24 protein-coding genes are annotated in these 20042 nt (G+C 62.2%); 13 read left to right on the top strand and 11 right to left on the bottom strand.

What is annotated here, in order from left to right; all coding sequences use genetic code 11:
• On the top strand, positions 1 to 333 hold a 333-nt coding region (locus LCF60_RS19905; RefSeq protein ID WP_292294289.1), incomplete at its 5' end, for an ABC transporter ATP-binding protein.
• An 86-nt stretch (positions 334 to 419) separates the two neighbouring features.
• Positions 420 to 674: a hypothetical protein gene (locus LCF60_RS19900; RefSeq protein ID WP_292294288.1), complete on the top strand. Its 255-nt coding sequence runs from the start codon at positions 420 to 422 to the stop codon at positions 672 to 674.
• A 120-nt stretch (positions 675 to 794) separates the two neighbouring features.
• On the opposite strand, the gene LCF60_RS19895 is transcribed toward LCF60_RS19900, so the two are convergent.
• Complete coding sequence (locus LCF60_RS19895) at positions 795 to 1385, bottom strand: hypothetical protein (protein ID WP_292294287.1); 591 nt, start codon at positions 1383 to 1385, stop codon at positions 795 to 797.
• A gap of 503 nt (positions 1386 to 1888) precedes the next feature.
• On the opposite strand from LCF60_RS19895, the gene LCF60_RS19890 reads away from it, so the two are divergent.
• The 8 genes from LCF60_RS19890 to LCF60_RS19855 are packed head-to-tail and all read left to right on the top strand — an operon-like array spanning position 1889 to position 8768.
• Positions 1889 to 2380: a Na+/H+ antiporter subunit E gene (locus LCF60_RS19890; RefSeq protein WP_292294286.1), complete on the top strand. Its 492-nt coding sequence runs from the start codon at positions 1889 to 1891 to the stop codon at positions 2378 to 2380.
• Positions 2380 to 2697, top strand: a complete 318-nt coding sequence (locus tag LCF60_RS19885; protein ID WP_292294284.1) for a monovalent cation/H+ antiporter complex subunit F — start codon at positions 2380 to 2382, stop codon at positions 2695 to 2697. Before LCF60_RS19890 ends, LCF60_RS19885 begins: the two co-directional genes overlap by 1 nt.
• A complete protein-coding gene (locus tag LCF60_RS19880; protein WP_292294282.1) occupies positions 2690 to 2974 on the top strand; it encodes a monovalent cation/H(+) antiporter subunit G in 285 nt (94 codons plus the stop codon). The genes LCF60_RS19885 and LCF60_RS19880 overlap by 8 nt, the downstream gene beginning before the upstream one ends.
• Positions 2971 to 3909: a hydrogenase subunit MbhD domain-containing protein gene (locus tag LCF60_RS19875; protein ID WP_292294280.1), complete on the top strand. Its 939-nt coding sequence runs from the start codon at positions 2971 to 2973 to the stop codon at positions 3907 to 3909. The genes LCF60_RS19880 and LCF60_RS19875 overlap by 4 nt, the downstream gene beginning before the upstream one ends.
• Positions 3906 to 4211: an NADH-quinone oxidoreductase subunit K gene (locus tag LCF60_RS19870; protein ID WP_292294278.1), complete on the top strand. Its 306-nt coding sequence runs from the start codon at positions 3906 to 3908 to the stop codon at positions 4209 to 4211. Before LCF60_RS19875 ends, LCF60_RS19870 begins: the two co-directional genes overlap by 4 nt.
• Entirely contained in the window at positions 4208 to 5677 is a 1470-nt protein-coding gene (locus tag LCF60_RS19865) for a proton-conducting transporter membrane subunit (RefSeq protein WP_292294276.1), read from the top strand. Before LCF60_RS19870 ends, LCF60_RS19865 begins: the two co-directional genes overlap by 4 nt.
• The gene (locus LCF60_RS19860) at positions 5674 to 7137 is read left to right on the top strand and encodes a proton-conducting transporter membrane subunit (RefSeq protein ID WP_292294274.1); all 1464 of its coding nucleotides are present in this window, start codon (positions 5674 to 5676) and stop codon (positions 7135 to 7137) included. Before LCF60_RS19865 ends, LCF60_RS19860 begins: the two co-directional genes overlap by 4 nt.
• Positions 7134 to 8768 carry a complex I subunit 5 family protein gene (locus LCF60_RS19855; protein WP_292294271.1) on the top strand — a complete coding sequence of 545 codons (1635 nt, stop codon included), beginning with the start codon at positions 7134 to 7136 and terminating at the stop codon, positions 8766 to 8768. The genes LCF60_RS19860 and LCF60_RS19855 overlap by 4 nt, the downstream gene beginning before the upstream one ends.
• Positions 8769 to 8862: 94 nt before the next feature.
• Here LCF60_RS19855 and LCF60_RS19850 read toward each other — a convergent pair whose 3' ends face one another.
• The 10 genes from LCF60_RS19850 to LCF60_RS19805 all read right to left on the bottom strand — a co-directional run bounded on the left by LCF60_RS19850 (position 8863) and on the right by LCF60_RS19805 (position 18049).
• Positions 8863 to 10302, bottom strand: a complete 1440-nt coding sequence (locus LCF60_RS19850) for an NAD-dependent succinate-semialdehyde dehydrogenase (RefSeq protein ID WP_292294269.1) — start codon at positions 10300 to 10302, stop codon at positions 8863 to 8865.
• Positions 10303 to 10509: 207 nt separating this feature from the next.
• The gene (locus LCF60_RS19845; protein ID WP_292294267.1) at positions 10510 to 11328 is read right to left on the bottom strand and encodes an SDR family oxidoreductase; all 819 of its coding nucleotides are present in this window, start codon (positions 11326 to 11328) and stop codon (positions 10510 to 10512) included.
• A 3-nt stretch (positions 11329 to 11331) separates the two neighbouring features.
• Positions 11332 to 12327, bottom strand: coding sequence for a Gfo/Idh/MocA family oxidoreductase (locus LCF60_RS19840; protein WP_292294265.1), 996 nt, complete (start codon positions 12325 to 12327; stop codon positions 11332 to 11334).
• Positions 12320 to 12640: a cupin domain-containing protein gene (locus LCF60_RS19835; RefSeq protein ID WP_292294264.1), complete on the bottom strand. Its 321-nt coding sequence runs from the start codon at positions 12638 to 12640 to the stop codon at positions 12320 to 12322. The genes LCF60_RS19840 and LCF60_RS19835 overlap by 8 nt, the downstream gene beginning before the upstream one ends.
• On the bottom strand, positions 12637 to 13251 hold the full coding sequence (locus LCF60_RS19830; protein WP_292294262.1) for an ATP-binding cassette domain-containing protein: 615 nt from the start codon (positions 13249 to 13251) through the stop codon (positions 12637 to 12639). Before LCF60_RS19830 ends, LCF60_RS19835 begins: the two co-directional genes overlap by 4 nt.
• Positions 13252 to 13264: 13 nt before the next feature.
• Complete coding sequence (locus LCF60_RS19825) at positions 13265 to 13960, bottom strand: ABC transporter ATP-binding protein (protein WP_292294260.1); 696 nt, start codon at positions 13958 to 13960, stop codon at positions 13265 to 13267.
• Complete coding sequence (locus LCF60_RS19820; protein ID WP_292294258.1) at positions 13960 to 14703, bottom strand: ABC transporter ATP-binding protein; 744 nt, start codon at positions 14701 to 14703, stop codon at positions 13960 to 13962. The genes LCF60_RS19825 and LCF60_RS19820 overlap by 1 nt, the downstream gene beginning before the upstream one ends.
• 2 nt (positions 14704 to 14705) lie before the next feature.
• Positions 14706 to 15737 carry a branched-chain amino acid ABC transporter permease gene (locus LCF60_RS19815; protein WP_292294256.1) on the bottom strand — a complete coding sequence of 344 codons (1032 nt, stop codon included), beginning with the start codon at positions 15735 to 15737 and terminating at the stop codon, positions 14706 to 14708.
• Between the two features lie 3 nt (positions 15738 to 15740).
• Positions 15741 to 16661: a branched-chain amino acid ABC transporter permease gene (locus tag LCF60_RS19810; protein WP_292294254.1), complete on the bottom strand. Its 921-nt coding sequence runs from the start codon at positions 16659 to 16661 to the stop codon at positions 15741 to 15743.
• A 98-nt stretch (positions 16662 to 16759) separates the two neighbouring features.
• Entirely contained in the window at positions 16760 to 18049 is a 1290-nt protein-coding gene (locus LCF60_RS19805; protein ID WP_292294253.1) for an ABC transporter substrate-binding protein, read from the bottom strand.
• 162 nt (positions 18050 to 18211) lie between these two features.
• Here LCF60_RS19805 and LCF60_RS19800 point away from each other — a divergent pair, with 162 nt between their 5' ends.
• The 3 genes from LCF60_RS19800 to LCF60_RS19790 all read left to right on the top strand — a co-directional run.
• Positions 18212 to 19045 (top strand): MurR/RpiR family transcriptional regulator, encoded by an 834-nt coding sequence (locus LCF60_RS19800; RefSeq protein ID WP_292294251.1) that lies wholly within the window; start codon positions 18212 to 18214, stop codon positions 19043 to 19045.
• 254 nt (positions 19046 to 19299) lie between these two features.
• Positions 19300 to 19569 (top strand): hypothetical protein, encoded by a 270-nt coding sequence (locus LCF60_RS19795; RefSeq protein WP_292294249.1) that lies wholly within the window; start codon positions 19300 to 19302, stop codon positions 19567 to 19569.
• A gap of 236 nt (positions 19570 to 19805) precedes the next feature.
• Positions 19806 to 20042 (top strand): MFS transporter (locus LCF60_RS19790; protein WP_292294247.1); only part of this gene is annotated, 237 nt, incomplete at its 3' end.

Here is a 20042-nt window from a genome sequence, read left to right as displayed (position 1 = left end):
CAACGTGTGCATATCGCGCGGGCGCTGGCGCAGACACCCCAGGTGATGTTTCTGGACGAGCCGACCAACCATCTCGACATTCATCACCAGATCGAGATCCTGCGTATGGTGCGCGATCTGGATCTGACCAGCGTCATCGCCCTGCACGATCTGAACCTTGCCGCCATGTTCTGTGACCGGATCGTGGTGCTGGAAGCCGGGTCCGTTCGCGCCTGCGGCACGCCTGACGCGGTGCTCACAAAGGCCATTCTGCGAGACGTGTTCCGGGTTGCTGCGCATGTCAGCAGATCGCCCGATGCCAGCCGGCCACATATCCGCTTCAGTCCGGAATGAAACGGTCATACCCAACGGCTTGGACGACGCGTTGGAACGACATCCCTGCTTCAAACGTTTCCATGAAACGCAAGCGAGGATTTACTATGGACCGTCTCAGTATCATTCTGACCCTCATCGTGGGCGCAACTGTCACGGGCGTGCTCGTGATCGCTGTCATGTCTGTCGGCTGGTACTCTTGGCTTGCCATTGGCGGCGCGGCCGCAGTCGGCTTCTTGTTAAGCTGGCCTGCAAGTTATTTCGTATCTCGCCGGATCAAGCGGCAGGATCCCAATTGGGATGAAACCCGCGTGGACAAGGTCGAGGGAGTGGTCCCTGACCCTTCCAAAAAAGAGGTTTAGGCAGCTTTATTGGCCCGGCGTTCAAGTTCTACACCAAAGTCCAACACGCGACGTGGTTCGGCCTGTAGCGAGATGCTGCGGGGCATTTGAACCGCACGCGATCGACCCGGCGGGGCAGAGTTATCGCTCTTTTTCGAAGGCTGGGTTGAGCAGAGATTCACCCATAGCAAAGCTCGCCAATACCAGAATTCCACCAAACTTCGGCAAGTCCTCAAGGATGAAGCCGGCTCTCCACAGGAAATACTGGGTTTGGCTGGGCGGCAGTATGAAGATCACAAGATCACCCCAGACCACGTCAATCGCCACCGAGACTGCAAACGCGCCAAACGCGACGAGCACAGGCCACGGAAAGAAATCCGCCGTTTTCCAGAACAGAAACAACACAATGAAAGCCAGAAGGCCATACAAAGCGAAGGCCAGAAATTCCCAAAACCCGAGCCTTTCGTGGATCAGGAATGCATCGTCAATCGTGAAGAGACAGCAAAACACGCTTAGAAAGGCAAGCGGCAGGCTTGACGCCTTCCAGGCACCAAAACCGGCCGTTGCCGCCGAAAATCCCATGAGCAAGATACCCAGATTGCTTAAGAGTCCTGCTTCCGGGCCTTCACTCAGGCTTTGGTCCCTTACTGCGGCAACAGCGTCGTACCCTGCCAGGTGCAGAGCCACGACCAGTATTGATGCAAAAATCATCCCGGCAAAAAGCACTGCCAACGTTCCTGCTGGTCCACTTTGACTATTGAGCAACGCGACGTGAATGATGTGTCCCCAAAAACAGTTACGTATTTAAGCCAGCAGTCCCCACTGGGCCTGCTACATCGCGCAGGTGTCGCCTGACGGGGCCTGCAGTTCAAGCAATTTTGCCGGGCGCAGCCATTTCACTCAGTTCCCGATTGTGCGGCCCTTCGAGATGTCGATGTGCCTCAGCAGGACGACAGGCCGTGAGTTTCCCTGCCGGACCGAGTTGCCGCATCGCTATGTGTATCATGACGTGACCGTCGCGGCTGCACCCGCACGCAAGAATGAAAAAAGGTTTGGAACACTGCGAGACCATCCGGGTTTCTGATGTGTCGCCTGATCGATTGACCGGGGCGCTTCGCTGTCTGAACCTTGGTCGCGTGACAGTATGCACGATGGTGACAAGGACAGATGCGGCGCAGCGGAACACCTCGGCCTGTGTACCGGCACGGGCGACCGTGATGGAGAGTGTTTTCATTATGGATAGACAGGCCTGGACAACGCTCTTTCATCGGCTGCTTTTCACCAGCGCGGTTTGGATCGTCTTGAGCGGGACGGATGCAAAGGCTCTTGCCGTCGGCGCGTTCGCGGTGCCAGCGGCGACCTGGCTTAGCCTGCGTCTCTTGCCCGGCCGCGATCGCCTGGTTCTCTGGCGGTTTTTGCGGCATTTTCCGTCTTTTGTGGGTGGGTCGCTGCAAGGCGGGGTTGACGTGGCGCGGCGCGCCATATCTCCAGGCATGCCGCTTTTGCCGGGCTGGGTCGAGGTTCCGGTACGCTTGCCGGATGGTGGGCGTGTGGCCTTGGGCGCAGAGCTTTCGCTGATGCCGGGAACGCTGGCTGCGGGGGTGCGGGGCGACCGTCTGCTTGTTCATCTGCTCGACACCGATGCGGGGTTCGAGAACGCCATCCCTCGCGAAGAGGCGGCGATCGCGGCGATGATCCTCGGGACCGGCAAGGAAGTTGGCCCGTGATGACTTGGCTGACATGCGTGGCCGTCGGCGTGCTGGCGAGCCTTAGCGCTGCGCTGTTGCGGGTCTGGCACGGTCCCGGGCGTGCGGACCGGATGATGGGCGCGCAACTCGCCGGGACGTCCGGCGTCGCGGTTCTTGTTGTGCTTGCACCGCTCGAAGGGTGGGCCGCACTCGATGTTGCGCTCATCCTGGCGCTTTTCGGGGCGCTCGCTGCGGTCGGTTTCGTGAAGGCGGTGAGCGCGGATGGTGGCGGCGACCCGGAAGAGGATGAGGACCTCGCCGCGACGCCCTCGGCGAATGGAGTCTCCAGTGAATGATCTTGCGACTTACGCGTTTACCAGTATCGGGCTCTTCTTTTTCGTGGCGGGCTCGGTCGGTTTTCTGCGTTTTCCCGATGTCTTCAGCCGGCTTCATGCGCTGACCAAGGCAGACAATCTCGGTCTGGGCTTCATCGCGCTTGGCATCGCGTTTCAGGCGGAAAGCTGGAGACTCGTCGCACTTCTGTTCCTGATCTGGGGCTTGATGCTTCTTGCGGCAGGAACGATGTCGCAACTCATCGCTCGCGATGCGCTGCGCGAACGGGACGGTCGATGACCCTGGTTCTCGACCTCACGCTATGCGCCCTCATCCTCGCGGTTGCGCTGGCGACGGTCCTTGGGGGCGGAGTGTTCCGGGCGATCGTTTTCTTCATCGTCTACGGCCTTCTGCTGTCGGTGGCCTGGGTCCGGCTTGACGCCGTCGATGTGGCGCTTGCCGAAGCAGCAATCGGGGCCGGTCTGACCGGCGTGCTGTTCCTTTCGGCCTTCGGCAAGCTTTCGCGCATCGGGGCCGAGGCCGAACCCCCGGCAGCCGGTATTCGTGCCCTCCTGCCCGCCGCACTTGCTTGTGCGGGGCTGACAGGCGCTCTGGCTTGGGCGTGGTTCGCCCTGCCTGTGCCGGAGCGTCCGGCACCCGATCTTGCCACCGCTCTGCCCCGCGCCGGGATCGAGAACCCGGTGACGGCTGTCCTTCTCAATTTCCGCGCGTGGGACACGCTTCTTGAAAGCATCGTTCTGCTTGCCGCACTGATCGGGGTCTGGATGCTGGCAAGAGACGAGGACTGGCATGACCGGTTCGGCCTGCCACAACATGTACGCCCAGGCGGCGTGATGGCGAACTTCGGCCGGCTGTTGCCGCCGGTGGGCGTGCTCGTGGGTGTCTATCTTGTCTATGTCGGTGCGGACCGTCCCGGCGGCGCCTTCCAGGGCGGCACCGTGCTCGCAGCAGTCGGGTTGGTCGCGGCGCTCGCGGGCCTGCTCCGCCCGCCGCGCGTCACACAGATTGTCTGGCGCATGGGTCTTGTCGCCGGTCCATTGGTGTTTCTTATCGCCGGTATCGTCGGGGCAATTCTGGGAGCGGGCTTTCTGACCCTGCCCGAACCGATTGCCGGTTCCGCGATCTTCGTGATCGAAATCGCGCTGGTGGCCTCCATCGCGGTGACGCTCGCCTTCCTGGTCATCGGCCCGCCGGAACAAGGGCACCGCGAATGACCGGCCCGACACTCTACGCGCTCACAGGCGCAGCACTTGTCGGCATCGGCTTTTTCGGGCTGATCTCGGCGCAGCATCTCTTGCGCCGGGTCGTTGCCTTCAACCTGATCGGCTCGGGCCTGTTCGTCTTTCTTGGTGCCGCGGGTGCCCGGAGCGGGGCCTCAGACCCCATCCCGCAGGCGCTCATCATCACCGGGATCGTCGTGGCCCTTTCGGCAAGTGCGCTTGCCATCGGGCTGGTCGTCGCCCATGCGAGGGCATCGGGACGTCCGACGCTTCCCGAGGAAGACGGGGAAGCGTGAGCGCGCTTGTCGCAGTTCTTGTGGCGCCCCTCATCGGTGCGCTTTCGGCGGTGGCTCTGCCGGGCCGGTCAGGACGCATTGCGGCATGGGTCGCCATCGTCACGACATTGGCTGCTGCCGTCGCATTGGCGGCATCTGTCATCTCGCAGGGGATGCCAAGGCTGGCGGTCGGAAGCTGGGAACCCCCGGTCGGCATCGTGCTCGAAGCGGACGGTCTGTCCATCGCGATGATTGTCATGACGGCACTCGTCATGACCGCCGCCGCCCTGACCGCGCGACACATGCTGGCGGGTGACACGAAAGGTCCCCGCATCGCCTTCGGCTTCTGGCCGCTCATGCTGCTTTTGTGGGCCGCGCTGAACGCGGTTTTTCTGTCGAGGGATCTTTTCAACCTTTATGTCGGGATCGAACTTCTGAGTCTCGCCGCCATCGGGCTTGTGGCCATCGAAGGCAAGCCAGAGGCTTTGGCGGCGGCGATACGCTACATGATCTTCGCGCTGGCGGGGTCGCTTCTCTACCTGGCCGGCGTGGTCCTTGTCTATGGTGCGCATGGCGCGCTCGACATCGGGGTTCTTGTCGGCCGGGAACCGGCTGAAACAGATGGCTTGGCCCTCGCTCTCATGACCGTGGGCTTGATGTCGAAAACCGCGCTCTTTCCGTTCCATGTCTGGCTGCCGCCCGCCCATGGAGGCGCGCCCGCTCCGGCCTCGGCCATGCTGTCGGCCCTGGTTCCCAAGGCATCCTACGTGATCCTGCTGCGGCTCTGGTTCGATGTCATGCCCGATCAGGCCACCGATGCGGCCCTCACGCTTGTGGCGACATTCGGGGCCGCCGCGGTCCTGTGGGGCAGTCTTGCGGCACTCGTTCAGTCGCGGGTCAAGCTGATCGTCGCCTATTCAACCGTCGCGCAGATCGGCTATCTGTTTCTCGTCTTCCCGCTTGCCGGAGGCGGGTCAGAAGACCAGCCCTGGGCGGCTGGCGCGTGGAATGGCGCGGTCTTTCTGGCTTTGAGCCATGGCTTGGCCAAGGCCGCGATGTTTCTTGCCGTCGGGCAATGGATGAAGGTCCGGGGCAGCGATTGCCTGGACGAGATGGAAGGCCTGGCAACGGCGATGCCGATGACGGCCTTCGCCTTTGCCCTGTCTTCGATCACCATCGTGGGGCTGCCACCTTCGGGGGGCTTCACGGCGAAGTATCTCGTCATGACCTCCGCTTTCGCGGCCGGGCAATGGGTCTGGGCGCTGGTCATGGCCTGCGGCGGACTTCTGGCGGCGGCCTATCTCTACCGGCCGATGGCGATGGTCTTCAGGCGCGCGGACCTGTCGGCATTCAGACTGCCCTCGCGCGCGCAGCAGGCGGTTCCGCTTGCCCTCGCGGGCGCGGCGATCATCCTTGGCATCGCCTCGTCAGGGCCGTTCGAGACCTTGGCGATCGGGCGTCCGCAGACCGCAGAGGCAGGCCTATGACAGGACTTCTGCCCATCCTCATCCTGCTGACATCGCTTGTTCCGGCTGCGATCACCTTCTTTCTGGCGCAGGAAAGCTACCGGCTGCGCAACGCGCTGAACCTCGGCGGCGCGCTCATGAAAGTGGGTTTGATCGTCGTGATGCTCTTTGCGGTCGCGGGCGGTGCCTCCTACGAAACCGACATTGCCCTCGCCCCCGGTCTTGTGCTGCTCTTGCGCATCGACGCGCTGGCACTTCTGTTTGTGTCGCTCTCCGCGTCGCTCTGGCTTCTGACAACGATCTACGCCATCGCCTATTTCGGGAAAAAGGCCGAGCAGTCCCGGTTCTTTGGATTCTTCAGCCTTTGCGTCTTTGCCACGACCGGGATCGCGCTGTCAGGCTCGCTGATCTCGTTTTTCATGTTCTTCGAACTGCTCACGCTCAGCACCTGGCCGCTTGTCGCACACAAGCAGAATGCCGCGTCGCTGAAGGCCGCGCGAAGCTACCTGTCCTATGCTTTGCCCTGCAGCACTGTCCTGCTTGTCGCGATCGTCTGGCTGGAAAGCAGCACCGGCCCGATCCTCTTTACCGATCCGCCGGACCTCTCGGGTGTCGATCCGGTGAGCCTGAGGGTGATCTTTGCCCTCTTCATCATCGGGGTTGGGATGAAGGCCGCGATTGTCCCGCTTCATGGTTGGCTGCCCGCGGCGATGGTCGCACCCGCGCCGGTGTCCGCGCTTCTGCATGCTGTTGCCGTGGTCAAGGCCGGTGCCTTCGGCGTGATCCGCGTCGTCTATGACGTGTTCGGGGTGGACCGCGTCGAGGAACTGGGGGTTGGCGTGCCGCTCGCCGCCCTGGCCTCGGTCACCATCATCTGGGGATCGCTCCGGGCGCTACAGCAGACGGAAATCAAGAAACGTCTCGCCTATTCCACCATCAGCCAGGTCAGCTACATCCTTCTTGGTGCCGCGCTTGCCAGTCCGTTTGCGGTCGTCGGCGGGCTTGCGCATCTGGTCCATCAGGGTCTGATGAAGATCACGCTTTTCTTCTGCGCCGGCATCTATGACGAACGGGCCGGCGTCCGCTCCATCGAGGGGCTGAACGGGCTGGGATGGCGAATGCCCTGGACCTCGACCTGTTTCTCGCTCGGCGCGTTGGGGATGATCGGATTGCCGCCCATCGCGGGCTTCGTCAGCAAGATCTATCTGGGCATCGGTGGATTGCAGGCCGACGCGGCCTGGGTGTTGTGGGTTCTTGGCGCATCGACCCTCCTCAATGCGGCGTATTTTCTGCCGCTTCTCTACCGGCTTTGGTACTGCGAGGCTGCACCGGACGTCGAGGCAGACGAGACCGCCCCGGCGCTGGTTGCGCCGACCGTCGCCGCCGCACTTGCCGCGCTCTTGGCCGGACTGCTCGCCGCCTCCGAGATCAGTCCGCTGGGTTGGGCCACGTTGATCGCAGAACGGGACTACCTGCAATGACCCTCTGGACCGGACCCATCTTGCCGATGGTGGCGCTCACCTGGCCGCTCCTGCTCGGCGCTCTGACGGCGCTCCCGGCAATGCGGCGCTTCGCCGTGCGGCTTCTGCCGCTCGCGCCTTTGCCGGCCCTGTGGCTGGCGATCATGGGCGGGCAGGGAGTGACAACCGCACCCGATTTGCTGCTGGGGGTCACTCTCGATCTCGACGAGGCACGACGCCTGCTACTGGGCATGACCTCCGCGCTGTGGGCCGTTGCAGGCCTGGCGGCGCAACCGATGGCGGGCAAGCCGCATGCCACGATGTTCTCCGGTTTCTGGTGCCTTGTCCTGGCGGGCAATCTCGGTGTCTTCATGGCGCTTGATGTTGCAACGTTCTATGTCGCTTTCGCCGCTGTTTCGCTCGCCTCGTGGTTCCTGATCGTACATGACCGCTCGGAGAAGGCCCTGCATGCCGCGCGCGTCTACATCGTCATCGCGTTACTGGGCGAGGTGGCACTCCTTCTTGGGCTGATCATCGGCGCCCATGCGGCGCAAAGCATGGCGATCGACGAAATCCGGATGGCGTTTGGAGACAAACCCTTGAACACCGTGGCAATCGCGCTGCTTGTCATCGGCTTCGGAATCAAGGCGGGGCTGGTGCCCCTGCATGTCTGGCTGCCGCTTGCACATCCCGCCGCACCGGTGCCGGGGTCTGCGGTGCTGTCCGGTGCCATCGTGAAAGCAGGGCTTTTCGGGCTGCTGCTGTTCCTGCCGGATGGCGCGTTCGGCCTCACCCTCATGATCCTCGGACTGACCGGGGCCTTCGGCGCGGCGCTCTGGGGACTCACTCAGGCAAACCCCAAGGCCGTGCTTGCCTATTCGACGATCAGTCAGATGGGGCTGATGGTGATGGCGGTCGGAGCCGGAGGTGCGGCACGCGAGACCGTGCCCTATTTCGCCCTGCATCACGGTCTCGCCAAGGGCGCCCTCTTCCTGCTTGTCGGCGTCATGATGGCGGCGCGCAGTTCCGGTCAACGCATCCTGTCTCTTGTCCTCGCAGCTGTGGTTTCGGCCTCGGTTGCCGGATTTCCACTGACTGGCGGCGCGCTGGCGAAGGCCGGCGTCAAGGACGGATTGACGGATATGACAACCCTGGCCCTGAGCCTAAGCTCCGTTGCGACGGGCCTGATCCTCCTGTGGTTCCTGTCGCGTCTTTGGGACGTGAAAAGTTCCGACGGAACGGGGATCTGGGCCTTCCAGGTCTCGCTCCCCGCTGCACTGGCCCTGGCCGCCTTCGTGACTCCCTGGCTCTTGTGGAGCGATTGGACCGGGCACGAGCCGTCCTACATGCTGAAATGGGATAGTCTGATCGACGGACTCTGGCCGGTTGCGATAGCTCTTGCCGCCTCTGCGGTGCTGCTGCGTTGGCAGCTGCCGCAACTGCCACCCGGCGATCTGCTTCAGCTTTTGGGGCGATGGCAGCCTCGAACCATGACGCTCCCCGATCTGCCTCCGCTTCGGCCCGATCGAAGGAAAGCCGCATCGGTCCTTCGGGAAAGGGCCACAGAGATGGAAGGCATGCTCATCCGCTGGAGGTTCACGGGTGTCGCCGTCCCGCTTCTGGTCCTCCTTGTCTTCGCAATTCTGACGTGACGGACACGGCGATAGGCCCGTTCTATATCGTCAACCAATGCCCTGCGGGCCGCTTTGGCATACCCTTTGCCAAGTGTCGGATCGAATCCTCCGGCTACACCGCCATCATGTGCGTCAGCTTCGTGTTCTGGTAATCGCGGATCGCCTCGCGCCCACCTTCGCGGCCCATGCCCGAATGATCGACGCCACCAAAGGGAGCCTCGGCATGGGCCACCATGAACGTATTCACTCCGACCATACCGGCATGGAGTCCCTTGGAAAGCGCCTCAGCCTTGGCGTGGCTGCCGGTGAATGCATAGGCAGCCAGACCGTATGGCGTGGAATTGGCACGCGCGATGGCATCATCCATATCGCTGAACGTGGCGACGGCAGCGACCGGGCCGAACGGTTCTTCGGACATGATCGCAGCGTCATCCGGCACATCGGCCATGATCGTCGGCTCATGGAAATAGCCGCTATTGCGCCCTTCGGGCCGCTTGCCGCCGGTGACCAGACGCGCGCCGTGCTCCACGGCATCATGGATCAGACGCTCGATCTTGTCGCGGCCGGACGCCAGCGTCAGCGGCCCCATGGAGGTTGCCGCGTCTTGGCTGTCGCCCATCACCAACGCCTCGGCCTCGGCCTTCATGGTGGACAAGAAGCGCTCGGTCACGCTGTCCTCCACATAGAACCGGTTGGGCGCGATGCAGACTTGTCCGGCATTGCGGAACTTGAAGGCGGCGCATTGCACGGCAGCGGCCTCCACATCGGAATCCGCGCAAACCACGACGGGCGAGTGGCCACCCAATTCCATGGAGCAGCGCTTCATGGTCTTCGCCGCTTCTGTCATCAGCATTTGACCAACCCGGGTAGAGCCGGTCAGGGAGATCTTGCGCACCTCGTCCGCCGCCATGATGGTGGGAGAGATCTCCTCGGCGCGCCCCATAAGCAGTTGGACAACGCCCTCGGGCACGCCGCCCGCGACGCAGGCCTCGGCGATAAGGGTCGAGGTCAGAGGCACCTGTTCGGACGGCCGCACGAGGATGACACACCCCGCCGCGAGCGCCGGCGCGATCTTTCGGACCGGCAGGTTCACGGGGAAGTTCCACGCCGTGAAGGCGGCGCAGATGCCGACCGGTTCCGGCTCGGTCAGAAGTCTGCCGCCTTGCCGCGACGGGATGGTGTCGCCGAAGAGGCGTTCCGCTTCGCCTGCGAACCACTCGAACTGTTCGATCGCGGCGCCCACCTCGCCCGCCGATTGGCTGATCGGACGACCGATCTCAAGCGACAGGGCCAATGCGATGGCATCGGTGCGCGCCCGCATCTCGGTTGCGACATTGCGCAGGATCCGGCCACGCTCCCACCCGTGGACCTTGCTCCATCTGGCCTGCGCGGCGCGCGCATGCTCCAGCGCTTCGGCGACAGTGATGTCGTCGCAGGCCGGCTGGGTCCAGAGTGTCTCGCCATTGCACGGGTTGACCACCGGCACGGCCTCGGCGCCACCATGGTCGCGGAATTCGCCCCCGATCAGGAGTTTCGGTAGTGTCTGGGTCATATCTTCACCTGTTGTTCAGAGGATTTCAGCACACGCACCGCCGCGCCGAACCCGGTCTTGAAAAATCGAAATCACAGCGTCGATCGGCCTGCATCCCGTGGCGCACGATGGCCCCCCAATCTTCGACGGACTGGACGAGCCGGGAGCGAGGCCCGAGGTCGCACAGATCATCCGGCATGCACCAGCGGGCTGATCGAAATTTGCGCGTCATTGCGAGGCCGTCACCCCGCCATCTATATAGACGATCTGCCCGGTCATGTAGCTGCCCGCAGGCGCGGCGAAGGCGATGACCTGCCCCGCGACTTCCAGCGGGTCGCCGATGCGGCCCAAGGGGTTGCGGTCGAGAATGAAGTCACGAAACTCGGGCTTGTCCAGATGCGGGCGAATTCGGTCAGACTGGATGAAGGTGGGCGCAACGCCGTTGACGGTGATGCCATGCGGCGCCAGTTCCATCGCGTGTTGCTTGACCAGCATCGCCAGACCGCCTTTGGTCGCGCAATAGGCCGAATAGCCCCGCCCCCGCAGTGCAAGTTGCGAGCGCACGGACAGAAGGTGGATGTGCCGCCCGCCCGCGCCACGCTCGATCTGATCGCGCGCCACGGTTTGAGCTAGAAACATCGCCGATTTGAGGTTGGTTTCGTAGACCTCGTCAAAGGTGTCCTCTGTCACCTCCATCAGCGACTGTTCGCGCTGGATGCCGACACAGTTCACCAGAACGTCGATGCCCCCCATCAGGCCCACGGCCTGCGCAGTGGCGCGGGTGATGTCGGCAACGCTGCGGGCATCCAGCGAAAGCCCATGCGCCGTCCCGTCCGCCGCCGTGATCCGTGCGGCCAGCGCTTTTGCCTTGTCGGCAGAGGGCCCCGCGATCACCACATGCGCACCATGTCGGGCCATCGCGGCAGAGATTGCCTCTCCAATCGCGCCGTAGCCACCCGGCAAGAAGGCCCGCAGGCCCTTGATGTCAAAAAGGTGGTCGATCCGATCTGGGTCAATTGCTGGTGTCAGGCTGGCTTGCCGGTTCATGGATCAGACCTCCACACCTGCAGCCCGATAGACACTTTCCATCAGGCGCAGGGTTTCCAAATTGTTCAGACGATCGGTCTCGAATTTTGTGCCGTCGGACAGGCTTTGAACAAAGCCCGTCATGACGGTGTCGAAACACTCTTGGTAGCGGCCGAGCAGATCGACCTCTTCAGCCGCGTCTTCCTGGCCGACCTGGTAGATGCGGTTCAGTTCCATCACGATTGTCCCGGTGGTGCCGATCACCTCAAGCCGGTCGCCATGCAGCGGCGGATAGCCGGGCGCAACGAGGCAGCCATCGGCAGTGGCGATGAAGCCGTCCGGCCCTTCCATGAGGATCGCGGCGGTATCCTCGCCCGGCAACCCGTCAGCCAACCGGTTCAGGCGTGCCGAAACAACTCTCAAGGGGCCACAGAGACACCGCAACACGTCGAGATGATGGATCATCGTCTCGAACACGAGGTTGCGGCGGAACCCGGTCAGATAGGGTTGTCTTTCAATCAGGAAGGGCACATCGCCCTCGCGCGGGCAGAGGCCAGAGCCACGGCAGGAGATCTGTGCGTGGCGAACAGCCCCGATCCGACCCGCGTCGATCCAGCGCCGAACCGTCACGTAATGCGGACGGAAGCGGTAGTTTTCATGCACGATGAAGCGCACACGATCCCCCACATAGGCGATCAGGTCTTCGGCCTCGGCCACGGTTTCAGTGAGGGGCTTCTGGCACATGATGTGCACGCCGTGATCTGCAGCCATCCGGGCAACCGGCGCATGCGCACCGACCGAGGCCGCGATATCCACGGCGTCGATCCCCCCTTGAGCAAACATCTCGGCTGCGTCGGTGTGGATGCGTTCCACACCGAACTCGGCCCCGCGCGCCTCGGCCTTGGTGCGGTCCGTGTCGCACAGCGCCACGATTTCGGCACCCGCCGCCTGCCAGGCGCGCAGGTGATAGAGGCTGATGAGGCCACAGCCCACCAAAGCAATACGCAGCGGCTCAGCCATGGTGACCCCCGAAATGGCCATACCCATAATACCACACGCTTCCTGCGTCCGGCGATGTGCGCAGGGTATGCGACGTTTGCGCAGGGATCAGCACCAGATCACCGGCGCCACAATCCGCCATCTCTCCTGCAACCTCGATCTGAACTGCGCCTTCGGCCACGACGACGAATTCATCTGTGTCATGGGTGAAGTCGGCCCAGACCTGCCCCGGCGGGTCGCGGAACACACCGAAGGAAAAGCCGGGAAAGTCTGCCGCAACCGCCGTCCGCGACACCGGCGTGGCATAGGCCGCCTTGCGGAACGCCCCGCTCATGCCGCACGCTCTGTCAACAAATCGCCCAGGTAAGCGCGGGCCGGCTCATGCGCCAGCATCGCGGCATAATCCGGCAGCGGCGTCACACTGCCCTTGTTGACGAAGATGAAACTCTCGCAGATCTCCTCGACGATCTCGAGGTGGAACCGCTCATTGGGGTGTACGCACAGGAACACCAGCCGTCCCTGGTCGCGCAGGCGGCGGAAGAAATCGAGCATGAAGCCGATATATCCGTCCTGCGTGTTGAATTGCGGCTCATCGAAGAGGTGCAGCACCGGGTAGTCCGACCCCGCGGGTTCCATCAACGCGTTGGGCTTGAAAGAGCGGAAATGGCGAACCTGATAGGACTGGTGGTAATGGATCGCCAGCCGATCCCGTTGATCCGTGCGCACCTTGTGAATGTTGCGCCCCGCGACCGTGACTTCGCCAGCCGTCGGTGCGTTCGATCCTGTGATCAGCTCGAACAGGGTCGTCTTGCCTGACCCGTTCGGCCCCATCATGCCGACGATCCCTGGATTTTCGACGGTGAAATCCGCAGTCAATCGAAAGGTTGGCGTGCGATCGAACCGGCTCTTTGTATAAACCTTTTCAAGGTTTGTGACGTCCAGCATTGCAGTCATCCGCTTACATCCCTACCAGCCGCCGCCGCAGCGGTGCGTTGTCCAAAAGCTCTTGTGCCGCGCCTTCGTGGATGATCCGGCCCCGGTCCATCACGTAGACCCGGTCGGACACTTCCAGCGCCGCCAGAGCGTGCTGTTCGACGATCAGGCAGGCAATGCCTTCGTCCTTGAGTCGCAGCACGGTGCGCATCACGTCCTGCACGATCTTGGGCGCGAGACCCTGGCTGGGCTCGTCGAACAGGATCAATCCCGGCGAACCCAGCAGCGCGCGGGAGATCGCGACCATCTGCAACTCGCCCCCCGACATGTTCTCGCACTCGCGCCCGAGCAGATGCTCCAGCGCCGGGAAGACCTCGATCATCTCGTTCTGCGACCAACGCCTGAACCTGGTACGCCGTGTTCCAAGCGCGAGATTGCGCCGCCCTGTCAGGGACGGAAAAACCCGCCGGTCATCGGGCACCCAGCCGATGCCAAGCCGGGAAATCTTGTGTGTCGGCATGTGGGTGATATCCGCTCCTTCGAACTGGACCCGCCCGGCACGGGGCTGCGAGAGACCGAGGATAGAGCGCAGGGTGGTGGTCTTGCCTGCACCGTTCGGCCCCAGAAGCGAGACAACTTCACCCGGCGCAACTTTCAGCGTGGTGCCGAAGAGCGCCTGCGTTTCACCGTAGAACGTTTCGATATGATCGACATGCAACATCAGGCGACCTCCCCCAAGGCGGAGCGCGCCACCCACTTGTTCGCCCGCAAATTCGCGGGCGTGTTTTCGTCGATGACCTGCCCCCAGTGGATGACGGAAATGCGGTCAGCGAGGTCGAACAGGAACCGCATGTCGTGCTCGATCAGACAAATCGTGTAGCGGTTGCGCAGGTCGCGGATCAGATCGGCCAGCGCCCGCGTGGCGTCTGTGCCCAGCCCGCTTGTCGGCTCATCGAGAAAGACGATGCGCGGCTCTGGTGCAAGCGCCACGGCAATCTCCAGCGCACGGCGTTCGCCATAGGGCAAGGCTGCGGCCTTCTCCCAGGCACGATGCGCGAGTCCGACCTGATCCAAGACAGCAAGCGCGCGGTCGATCAGCGCGGTGTTGCCGAAAACGTCGCGGATCGGATTCAGGCCGCTGCTGCGAAACTCGGGCAAGGCCAGGATCACGTTTTCGATCACCACTGTGTCGTCGAACAGGTTCATGATCTGAAAGGACCGCGAAATTCCCATCCGCGCGATCTGGTGCGGTTTCTTGCCTGTTATGTCCCGCCCTGCAAAGGTGATCCTGCCCGCATCGGGCGCGTGATGGCCGGTCAGCACGTGGAAGCACGTGGTCTTGCCCGCACCGTTCGGCCCCATGATCCCGTGCACCGTGCCGTCTTCGATCGACAGGCTTATGTTTTCCAGAACGACGCGCGCGCCAAAGCGTTTGCGCAGGTTTTGAGCTTCGAAAAGGGCCATGCCTACACCTCCGTCGGTTTGGGTGCGGAGCGGCCCGCCGGAGCATGGCCCAGCCGGGTGCGGGCCACATGAATCAGACCCGCAATACCTTCGGGGCGGCTCATCACCATGATCACGAACATCAGCCCGAACCAAAGCAGCCAGGTCTCGGTGATGCCGCCAATCACATCGCGGGCGACGAAGTAGAGGATCACACCCAGAACCGGGCCCCAGAAACTGACGAGGCCACCGCCAACGAGGATCATCATCACGATCAGGCCGGACTGGTGCAGGCTCATCACGTCTGGATAAGCGCTTTCCTGCGCCATCGAGAAAAGCCCCCCTGCCAAGCCGGCGAAGGCCGCTGAAAGCGTGAAGGTCAGCCATTTTATGCGCCAGACATCATAGCCCACGAACCGCGCGCGGGTCTCATTCTGGCGGATTGCCTGCAGAACCCGGCCGAAAGGCGCGTTGACGAGCCGCCAGAGGCCAATCGCCACAAGCGCAAGCAGCACGGCCGAGAACCAGTAGAGCGACGTGTTGTCCGCAAGGCTGAAGCGGATTGGCCCCAGCACAAAGTCAGGGCGCGGGATGCCCAGGAGCCCGTCCTCCCCTCCGGTGACCCCATGCAGCTTGATCGCGCAGAACCAGAAGATCTGGCCGAAAGCGATGGTCATCAGCGCGTAGTAGATGCCGCGCCGGTGCGAGATGAAGGCGGCGACTATGCCGCCCGCGATGGTCGCGGCAGAGATGGCGGCCAGCAGCCCGCCCCAGAGACTGACCGCGATCTCCTGCTGAAACAGCCCGAAAGCATAGGCCCCGATGCCCAGATAGGCGCCATGCCCGAAGGAGTGCAGACCGATGTAGCCAAAGAGCAGGTTGAACCCGAGGGCGAAGATCAACCAGATCGCCACCTCGATCCCGAGATATTGGTACAGTCCCACCGCAGGCAGCCAGAACGGGGCCGTGGACAGCGCCAGAAGAAAGACGCCCATCGCTGGGGTGAAGGGCGATCCGCCGCGCGCGGGGATATCGCTGAGGGTGATCATGGGCATGGCTCAGTTCTCCAGCGCGGATTTGCGGCCCAGGAGCCCGCGGGCACGAAAGCCAACGATGGCAATCAAGAGCAGATACATGGACAGCATCGACCAGGCAGGCGCATAGGCCCCGGTTATGCCCACCGACAACCCGACCAGAACGGCGGCGATCACCGCGCCCCAGAAGCTGCCGACACCGCCGACGACGATTATGAGAAAGGCCGGGATGATCACATCGATCCCGATATGGGGGCGCAGACCCCAGATTGGCGCCATGACGGTGCCCGCAAGCCCTGCCAGCGCCGCGCCGAAACCAAAGACCAAAAGGCGCAGTTTCGACAGGTCATAGCCAAGCGCTCGGACCATTTCGCTGTCATGGGCACCGGCCTTGATAATCGCGCCATAGGGTGTTTTCTCAAGAAAGGCCCAGACGCCGAAAATGGCGATGATGGCAAATCCGGCCGCGAAGAACTTGTATTTCGAAAAGATCAAACCGCCCATGAAGAAAGCGCCGTTGATGGCCTGCGGTACGGGCAGGCTCTGCTCGCCGGTGCCCCAGCTCAGGCGGATGATCTCCTCGATGACCAGCGCCGCACCGAAGGTCAGCAGCAAGCCATAAAGCGGAGCCTTGCCGTAGGTCGGACGCAGGCACAGCTCAAGGATCATCCCCGCACCCGCCGCCATCAAAGGTCCGACAATCACACCTATGGCATAACGCGTGCCGATGGGCAGGGTCAGCCACCATTGGCCGAACTCCGTGCCTCCAAACCAGCCGCCGCCGATCGTTGTCATGGCAAAATAGGCGCCAAGCGCGAACATCGCGCCATGGGCGAGGTTGATCACCTCCATCACGCCGACGATCAATGTAAAACCAAGCGCGATCAGCGCGAATAGAAGCCCAAGGGTCAAGCCATTGATGATATGCGGAACAAGCTCGAACATGTCTGTCCTCTAAATCCCCGCCGTAGGCAGGGTAACACAGGCGCGGCCGGGTCGGGTCTGGGAGGCAGGCTGACCCGGCCGCGTGTGACGTCGGTGCTTCAGGCGTCAAAGGTCGGGGTGTCGTCGTAGCTTTCCAGCTGACACGCCCCCAGGCTTGCCTCGTCGCGCACGTCTTCGGGCGCCGACTGCGTTAGGATGCGATACATGTCGTCGCTGTCCCTGGGCTCGGGGTTGGCGGTTGCCAGATAGATCGTCTGCTGCACCTGGTGGGTGTTCGGATCGATCATGGCATCATGATGCTGCATCCGGCTTTCGGCCGACATGACATGGCCTTCAAGCTCCTTGATCACCGCGATGTTGTTCGTCGTCCCGGCGCGTTCAATCGCAGCAAGCAATTCGCGTGTTGCCATGTAGCCGTTGTAGAACACATTGCCCGGAACCTTCATCGAGGTGTCCGGGTACATCGCCTGATACCGCGCCACGAAGTCCTGCACACCCGGCAAGTCCAACCCGTGATACCAGGTCGTTCCGAACACGCCGAACAGGTTGTCAGCGGGCAAGCCGTAGACATCCGGCCAGTCCTGTTGATTGTTGATCCAGGCCATCTTGTCTCCCATGCCAAGCTGGGCGACCTGTTGGCGCAGGGCAATCTGGTCGTCGCCACCAACAGCAGCCGCCACGACGTTCGGCCCCGCTTGCTGAAGCTTTAGAAGCGCTGCCGAGAAATCACGGGTTCCTTGCGGCACCAGGATTTCATCCATGATCGTGCCGCCATATTGCTCGACCAAGGCTTTGGTGGCCCGCGCCGTGTCATGGCCCCAGACATAATCATTGGTCACCATCATCACGTTGCCGCCATAGGCGTCCAACGAGTTGCGGATCGCAGCCTTGGAGAAATTCGCGCCGTTCCCGTCCCAGACAAATTTGACGCGGTGGCAGTTCTCGCCGCTCTCGGTGGGTGAGGACGAGTTGGTGTTCAGGTAGATCACGCCATAGCGCTGAGCGACCTGGCTAATCGCGTTTGCGACTCCGGAGCTGACCGCGCCGATCAGAAAGCCACATTCCTCACGGTTGATCAGGCGCTCGGCAACGCGGCTGCCCGTGGCGGGTATGGTCTCGGTGTCGATGTGGACATGTTCGATCTTGCGACCGAGGACGCCTCCTTCGGCGTTAGCTTCCGCGATGGCCATGAGCATCCCGCGCCGATCAGAAGCACCGGAATTGGCGTATTGGCCACTGGCGTCCGAAGTGATGCCGATGCGGATTGGCCGGTCGCTGGCCTGCGCATGGACGCGGTTGTGTTTCCATGGGCCGTAAACTGCGACCACTCCACCAGCGGCTGCGGCAGACCCCAGAAGACCCCGGCGAGTGAATTTCGAATTGGACATGATCATCCTCCCTTGGACAAGCCCGACGCTGGTGGGCAAAACCGGCTTTCGACCCCCCTCCTCAGGGGACATTGAACGCCATGTCACAATGATTGAAAATATTTTCTATTTGTGTCAACGAAAATATTTTCGCTAGACAAAAAGGCATGCTATACGCTTGGCATGACAGAAAAAAACACGCGTTCCGAAATGACGCCACCCGAGACATTCGACGCATTGCGGCAGCGAATCCGGGACCGTTTCCCTGACCTGAGCCCGCATCTGCAACGCATCGCACGCGCGTCTCTTGAGGAACCGAACGGCTTTGCACTGAACACCACGCCAGTGATTGCTGGCGAGCTGGGCATCCAGCCCTCCACACTTATTCGCTTTGCCAAGGAATTCGGATATCCGGGCTTTTCAGACTTGCAGCGGGTCTTTCGCCAGCGGCTGATCGAGGGGCAGGCAAACGTTCGCAACAAGGTCCTTGAACGTGACGAAGCCGCCCCGGCCCCTGATGCGCGCGCGCTTCTCGATGCCTCCATCGCAGCCCATCGGGAAGCCGTGCAGCGGCTTGAACAAGACTGCGATATCGACGCCCTGAACCGCGCGATACACATCCTGCGGATGGCGCGACACATCTATGTCGCGGGCCTGCGGCGGTCGCGACCGATCGCGGATTACTTTCACTATGGGCTGATCCGGGGGGAACGCGCCTGTTCCCTTCTGGATTTCGCGGGTGGGATGGCCGGACCGCAGATCGCGACCATCGGTTCCGAGGATGCCCTGTTCGCGATTGCATTCCCACCCTATTCGCAGCCAGTCGTCGATGTGGTGCTGGATGCCCATGTGTCCGGTCGCCGGATCGTGACGCTGACCGACAGCGCGGACAGCCCACTTGCGACCTATGCCGAGGTCGCCCTGTTGGTCGGCACCGACACGGCCAGCCAGTTGCAACCGATCTCGGGCACCATCGCGTTGGTTCAGACCCTGGTTTCGGCCATCATCCGACGCTGAAGCCGTTTGTCCGGCTGCCCCCGGTGGTATCCGAAGCCCCATTGTAAGTTCCCGTCCCGAACCTGCCATGAAGAGGGCAGTCCGGCGCGGGCCTGTGTGATCATCCGGGATGGAACATCTCGAGATCTGCCATGATGTTTTTTTCCAGTAGACCTGTGAACCCGTTCACATCGCGCAGAGCGCATCTACGACAATATGAGACAAGGCCCGATGACGGGCCCGGCACTGAACATTTTTTCCGAAGGAAACTCATCATGACATATTTCACAGCTGCTTTGACCGGGGTCGCTCTGCTGTGCGCAGTGAGTGCATCTGCCAAGGTAACCGGAGAAATGCCGAACCAATATTTCGATGCCATGGCTGCAAAGCTGATCAAGGCTGGTTTCAGGGATATCCAGATGGTGGATGAAGCGAAAAACACGCTGGCGGCCTATGACCAGGATGGCAGCGAAGTTCTGATCGTGGTCCATCCGACCAGCCGACAGATTTTGCGTCAAAGTTTCGTTCACGACAGCGACGAATAGATATTTCAGCAAGTTATTGAAAAAAATCACTTTAGGCGATGCGGCTCAAACCGCATCGCCCTTTCCTTTCAAGATGGCGCAAACTTCGGCTCTTGCCAGTCCCTGCCTCTGTTTGCGGCCTAACCCACCTGCCCCATTTCATTTCCTGCGCCGCACCGATCATTGACCCTTGCCGCGCGCGAGACTTAGATGTCGGTATCACGCCGCGGATGTTCCAGGTCTGGAAGGGGCGATTGGTGCCGCAAAGCACGTCCACATTATTTCTGTTTCGAAACCAGACGTTCCGCACGCTCTGGATTGCCGCGCTTGCCTCGAATTTCGGGGGGCTTGTGCAAGCGGTCGGCGCAGCATGGATGATGACATCGCTGAGCGACTCGCAAAGCATGGTGGCGCTTGTGCAATCCTCCGTCACCCTTCCGATCATGATCCTGTCGCTGCTGGCGGGGGTATTTGCCGACAATTTCGATCGCCGC

The sequence above is a fragment of the Marivita sp. genome (assembly GCF_020055635.1).
Lineage (GTDB): Bacteria > Pseudomonadota > Alphaproteobacteria > Rhodobacterales > Rhodobacteraceae > Marivita.
The sequence above is the reverse complement of the archived record's forward strand: the minus strand, read 5'-3'. Positions and strand labels throughout refer to the sequence as shown.

Excerpts from the sequence above, each read along its gene's own strand:
- LCF60_RS19900 (WP_292294288.1), top strand. The coding sequence starts at position 420 with ATGGACCGTCTCAGTATCATTCTGACCCTCATCGTGGGCGCAACTGTC.
- LCF60_RS19890 (WP_292294286.1), top strand. The coding sequence starts at position 1,889 with ATGGATAGACAGGCCTGGACAACGCTCTTTCATCGGCTGCTTTTCACC.
- LCF60_RS19885 (WP_292294284.1), top strand. The coding sequence starts at position 2,380 with ATGACTTGGCTGACATGCGTGGCCGTCGGCGTGCTGGCGAGCCTTAGC.
- LCF60_RS19875 (WP_292294280.1), top strand. The coding sequence starts at position 2,971 with ATGACCCTGGTTCTCGACCTCACGCTATGCGCCCTCATCCTCGCGGTT.
- LCF60_RS19870 (WP_292294278.1), top strand. The coding sequence starts at position 3,906 with ATGACCGGCCCGACACTCTACGCGCTCACAGGCGCAGCACTTGTCGGC.
- LCF60_RS19860 (WP_292294274.1), top strand. The coding sequence starts at position 5,674 with ATGACAGGACTTCTGCCCATCCTCATCCTGCTGACATCGCTTGTTCCG.
- LCF60_RS19855 (WP_292294271.1), top strand. The coding sequence starts at position 7,134 with ATGACCCTCTGGACCGGACCCATCTTGCCGATGGTGGCGCTCACCTGG.
- LCF60_RS19850 (WP_292294269.1), bottom strand. The coding sequence starts at position 10,302 with ATGACCCAGACACTACCGAAACTCCTGATCGGGGGCGAATTCCGCGAC.
- LCF60_RS19845 (WP_292294267.1), bottom strand. The coding sequence starts at position 11,328 with ATGAACCGGCAAGCCAGCCTGACACCAGCAATTGACCCAGATCGGATC.
- LCF60_RS19840 (WP_292294265.1), bottom strand. The coding sequence starts at position 12,327 with ATGGCTGAGCCGCTGCGTATTGCTTTGGTGGGCTGTGGCCTCATCAGC.
- LCF60_RS19835 (WP_292294264.1), bottom strand. The coding sequence starts at position 12,640 with ATGAGCGGGGCGTTCCGCAAGGCGGCCTATGCCACGCCGGTGTCGCGG.
- LCF60_RS19830 (WP_292294262.1), bottom strand. The coding sequence starts at position 13,251 with ATGCTGGACGTCACAAACCTTGAAAAGGTTTATACAAAGAGCCGGTTC.
- LCF60_RS19825 (WP_292294260.1), bottom strand. The coding sequence starts at position 13,960 with ATGTTGCATGTCGATCATATCGAAACGTTCTACGGTGAAACGCAGGCG.
- LCF60_RS19820 (WP_292294258.1), bottom strand. The coding sequence starts at position 14,703 with ATGGCCCTTTTCGAAGCTCAAAACCTGCGCAAACGCTTTGGCGCGCGC.
- LCF60_RS19815 (WP_292294256.1), bottom strand. The coding sequence starts at position 15,737 with ATGCCCATGATCACCCTCAGCGATATCCCCGCGCGCGGCGGATCGCCC.
- LCF60_RS19810 (WP_292294254.1), bottom strand. The coding sequence starts at position 16,661 with ATGTTCGAGCTTGTTCCGCATATCATCAATGGCTTGACCCTTGGGCTT.
- LCF60_RS19805 (WP_292294253.1), bottom strand. The coding sequence starts at position 18,049 with ATGTCCAATTCGAAATTCACTCGCCGGGGTCTTCTGGGGTCTGCCGCA.
- LCF60_RS19800 (WP_292294251.1), top strand. The coding sequence starts at position 18,212 with ATGACAGAAAAAAACACGCGTTCCGAAATGACGCCACCCGAGACATTC.
- LCF60_RS19795 (WP_292294249.1), top strand. The coding sequence starts at position 19,300 with ATGACATATTTCACAGCTGCTTTGACCGGGGTCGCTCTGCTGTGCGCA.